This is a genomic window from Aeromonas sp. R1-1 (assembly GCF_040908495.1).
Lineage (GTDB): Bacteria > Pseudomonadota > Gammaproteobacteria > Enterobacterales > Aeromonadaceae > Aeromonas > Aeromonas veronii.
Map to the genome: position 1 here is coordinate 1 of NZ_JBFODV010000289.1, position 4,082 is coordinate 4,082.

Here is a 4,082-nt window from a genome sequence, read left to right on the forward strand (position 1 = left end):
ATGGCGCTAACATACGCCATGACTTCTCCCACTTGGCCGTTGTAGTTACGCAGACTGATTTTCCCCGCCAGCAATTGCTTGAGCCGATACATCGCCGTCTCTGCCAGCGAGCGACGGTGATACCCCGATATCTTCTTCCAGTGCGCCAGCCCTTTCTTGCGCATCACCAGCACGGCCTCATTTCGTGGATGCCCCTTTTTCCATAACCCCGCGCTCTTACGAGGCGGGATACAGGCTGTCGCCCCTTTGCGCGAGATAAGCTGATGGCTGGCTTTGCTATCATAGGCACCATCCGCATAAACATGTCCCAGCTTACGCCGCAGAGGGTTGAGCAAGGTGGGCAACACCTCGGCATCATGGACATTTTCCAGTGAGACTTCCGCCGCCACTATATCGTGGGTCACCGGGTCTACCGCCAGATGCAACTTGCGCCACACTCGCCGCTTCTCCGAACCGTGTTTTCTGACCTTCCACTCGCCTTCCCCAAACACCTTCAGCCCGGTTGAGTCGATAACCAAGTCGGTAATACGTTCCTTTGGGGGCTGTCGATAAGCCACAGTCACCGAGCGTGCTCGCTTGCTGACGCAGCTATAGTCCGGTGCGCACAACGGTACATTCATCAACTCGAACAGGGAGTCTAGTAGTCCCTGAGTGGCCCGCAGAGTGAGGTTGAAAATCCCCTTGAGCATCAGGAAGGTACAGATGGTCTGGTCGGTGTAAAGCTGGCTGCGACCTCGGCGCCCATGATGGTCGTGGTGAAACCAGCTGTTCATAGCTTCGGCATCAACCCAGAAGGTGAGTGAACCACGGTTAATCAAAGACTTGTTGTATGTAGGCCAGTTGGTGATGGGGTGAAGCGACGTGCCCATGATGCAAACTTGAAGAGGATGGTGGTGATCAGATCTCCGAGTCCTCAGTAAGTTCCCTTCAAACTGCATCGATTTAGGCAACAACGCCCGCTTGACTACAAAGTGGCAATAAAAGCCAGAGGACGTACAGAATACGCCCTCTTGCCGCATCTAATGTGAAACCAGTCATGAAGTACTGCGCCTGCTTGTTCGTTTTTATATTGCGTGTGATTGTTGTTATATCTATTCAATATCTTGGTTCTGTATCAGTACAGAGGGGCGAATATAATCCGTTACACACGCCCTATTTGCACTGCAGCCTCAACCGGATATTACACGGGTTATGTTGTAAGCCCAAATTCCCACTTTTCTTTTCAAAATAAAAACCCAAAACTCCATTAAATTGTGGATTTTTGTTTTGAGTGATAAGTTGCTTGCGAAGCAATGCTCTGGTGGTTGGGCGTATTCAATGGTTTGGTTCATCCCGGAAAACGCCTGAAATCATGAATGTCTTGATAGTTTGATGTTGCATGCAATGCATGGCGAAAATAAAGAATTTACTTATATTTCAATGGTTAAAGCATGCTTGCACTGTTGATTTGTAGAGAGGCAAGGACCATTGGTGGTTATTTACATAATCATCAGTGTAATACTTTCTTACAACTTTCTTTGGAAGCCTATATAAGGGCTCGGTTTTAGGGCTCTGTTGCATTAGCAGACGAAGCCCAGCAACTGTTGTGCCGCCTATTTTTAACGTGGTTGGCGGATACATTTTTTCTGCCGGGGCAGTCAGCCGTCTTATTGATAACCGGCTTGCAATTGAGTCGGTCCAGCAGGTGCAGCGAGCCGTATTGGGCTACCAGTCGGTCTATAGCCATCTGAGCACAGGCCGTTCTGCTGGGCTTATTCTCAGGTATGGCGTAACGCGCAGTGAGCCAGCCGCCGAGCGGCGCGATGCGGTAGCCACTCGGGATGTGGGTGAGCGAGGTGCCAATGCCCCTCCCGTGAATAAGGAAGGGCACAGCCTGCCCGCCGATGTCGATATCGATGCGTTGCCCCTTGAGCTCGAAAGTGGTGAGCTCACCGGTTTGCGGATGTTTGCCGGGCACCTTGATGGTGATGTGCTTGGCCATTTCACACCTCCGGCTTAGCTTCAAAGTGGCGGGTCACAACGCCCGCTTCCGGGTCGATGCTGATAAACGCCGGGGCTTGCGGATGGTACTGGTAGAGCCGCGTCAGTTCGGCACGAAACGCCTCAACGTTTGGCGCAATCACATGGCTGGTATCCCCTTCTGCGTAGGTCAAGGTCTCCAGCTTCTCTGTGTGAATCCAGATGCCGAAATACCAGGCGTCTTCCTCGGTATCGTATTGCTGCCAGCCCTAGGCCAGCAGCGTCCGGTCGTAGTAGTAGCGGTCAGCCTGATGGCTCCCCCGGTCGAGTCGGCAACCCGTCACGGTGAGCTCAAGCGGGATTCGCCCTACCTTCAGAGCCTTCTTGACCCGGCGTAGTAGCTCGAGGGCCTTGGCTCTGCTGCGACTATTGCCGAGCGGGTGCGGCTGTCTGGCCCGCAATGCGAGGTGGGTCATTATCTTCGGCGCGGTGTTGTGGTTGAGCTGGCCGATAGCTGCGGTGAGTTGTCGGGCGGTCAGGGTCTTGTAATCACGTAAGTCATGCATGTTGGGGTTCCTTCAAATGCAAACAGCCCCTCGGTGTGAGGGGCTGTATGGGGTCTTGTGTGTGCTGGTGGCCGTGGCTCAGGTGTGACTACTCCAGTCCGGCTCGTCATTACAACCGTGGTTGACGTAGGCCCCGATAATTACCCGTTGCCACTCACCGACCGGCTGGCCCGTTGCATTACAGGCACAGCGAAAGTGGGCGAAGTTAATCTCACGTGGCAGGTTGTCCACCATGTCCAGTGGACTCACGAACAGCGAGGTCTTGTGCATCGTTGGCACGGGCTTGATCTTGTCGGGGCCAGTGCGCTTGCCGGTCTCGTCATAGTCGTGTACCCACTTCGGGAAGGTGAGCTGATAGGTAATGAGCCTATGCAAATCGCCATGTGCGCTCATTGCCTGAGCGACAGCGACCTGAGTGAAGCTATCGTTGAATTCGATCATGGGTGTTTATCCCTTTGTGCAGGGGAACGGTAAGCCGCTGCCAGCAGTGCAAATTGTTCGACCAGGTAACTGATGCTGATCTCCAGTTCATCACTGACCCCATCCCCTAGACGGTGATGCAGGTGTGCCATGTCATCGGCGATACGTTGGGCCAGCACGGCAGTGTTGTCCGGCGGTGAACTCGTTACGGTCAGGGTGATGGAGAGAGCCATTACATCTCTCCCCAAGGGGCTTGCTCCCACAGTGACAGTCGAGTCAGCACGTTTTGCGCCAGCGCTTGCTGCAACTGCTGTATTACCTTGACCAACCGAGGTGCCTGCTCAGGACTCCCGCTCCATTCACTCGATTGGTACAGGGCGCAGCAGGTGAATTTGTAGAGGGCAACCAGCTCGCTATCGGTGAGTGGTGCCTGGTGGTAATGGTGGGCCGGTTTAAACGGACTCAGCTTGTTCGAGCGGTGCTGGCGTGGTTCCTGTCCTGCTGACGCCCTAGCTGATAGCGATGCCAGACTGCACGCCGATTAGCGAGCATCATCAGCCTGTACAGATCTAGTTATCACCTGACACCGGCCTCAAACCGGTGTCTTGTTTACGCTACTTTAGTGCGCACTTCCTTTGGTATCAATTTCAGACCCTTCTTGAACATGCTGTAGTGGGTCTGACCCTCCATCATCCTGCCTTGATGTGGCCGCTGGGTGTTGTAGTGTTCCAGATAGCTATCTAGGTCTGTCTGCATCTGTTCTACCGACTCATACCAGGTCGTCCTCCCCTTGATACGGAAGTGTTCATCGAGCAGTGTGCGATGCAGCTGCTCGATAAAGCCGTTGCTCTGCGGCCTGCGCACCTTGGTTGTCCGGTGCTCAATCCCCTCCAGTTCCAGGAACAGCTCGTAGGGATGCTGGTCAGGTCGTCCACAGAACTCGCGCCCGTTGTCCGACAAGATGGTATAGACCCGAGCCTCATGGGCTTCGAAGAACGGCAGGACAGTTTCGTTGAGCACATGAACCGAGGTCACCGGCAGCTTGCTGGTGTAGAGCCGTCCCCAGGCGTGGCGGCTGTAGCAGTCCAGCACGGTTTGCAGATACACCTTGCCTACCCCCTTGAGTGCGCCGACGAA

At 54.3% G+C, this 4,082-nt stretch carries 7 protein-coding genes; all 7 read right to left on the bottom strand.

What is annotated here, in order from left to right; translation table 11 throughout:
• On the bottom strand, positions 1-869 hold an 869-nt coding region (locus AB5Y92_RS19500), incomplete at its 3' end, for an IS5 family transposase (RefSeq protein WP_368227418.1).
• A gap of 674 nt (positions 870-1,543) precedes the next feature.
• The gene (locus AB5Y92_RS19505; RefSeq protein WP_234898495.1) at positions 1,544-1,981 is read right to left on the bottom strand and encodes a hypothetical protein; all 438 of its coding nucleotides are present in this window, start codon (positions 1,979-1,981) and stop codon (positions 1,544-1,546) included.
• Between the two features lies 1 nt (position 1,982).
• The gene (locus AB5Y92_RS19510) at positions 1,983-2,153 is read right to left on the bottom strand and encodes a hypothetical protein (protein WP_234898494.1); all 171 of its coding nucleotides are present in this window, start codon (positions 2,151-2,153) and stop codon (positions 1,983-1,985) included.
• Positions 2,154-2,228: 75 nt separating this feature from the next.
• Positions 2,229-2,525 (bottom strand): hypothetical protein, encoded by a 297-nt coding sequence (locus AB5Y92_RS19515; protein ID WP_234916033.1) that lies wholly within the window; start codon positions 2,523-2,525, stop codon positions 2,229-2,231.
• 78 nt (positions 2,526-2,603) lie between these two features.
• Positions 2,604-2,966: a hypothetical protein gene (locus tag AB5Y92_RS19520; protein WP_164537454.1), complete on the bottom strand. Its 363-nt coding sequence runs from the start codon at positions 2,964-2,966 to the stop codon at positions 2,604-2,606.
• Positions 2,963-3,178, bottom strand: a complete 216-nt coding sequence (locus AB5Y92_RS19525) for a hypothetical protein (RefSeq protein WP_164537453.1) — start codon at positions 3,176-3,178, stop codon at positions 2,963-2,965. The genes AB5Y92_RS19520 and AB5Y92_RS19525 overlap by 4 nt, the downstream gene beginning before the upstream one ends.
• A 376-nt stretch (positions 3,179-3,554) precedes the next feature.
• Positions 3,555-4,082 (bottom strand): integrase core domain-containing protein (locus tag AB5Y92_RS19530; RefSeq protein ID WP_368227419.1); only part of this gene is annotated, 528 nt, incomplete at its 5' end.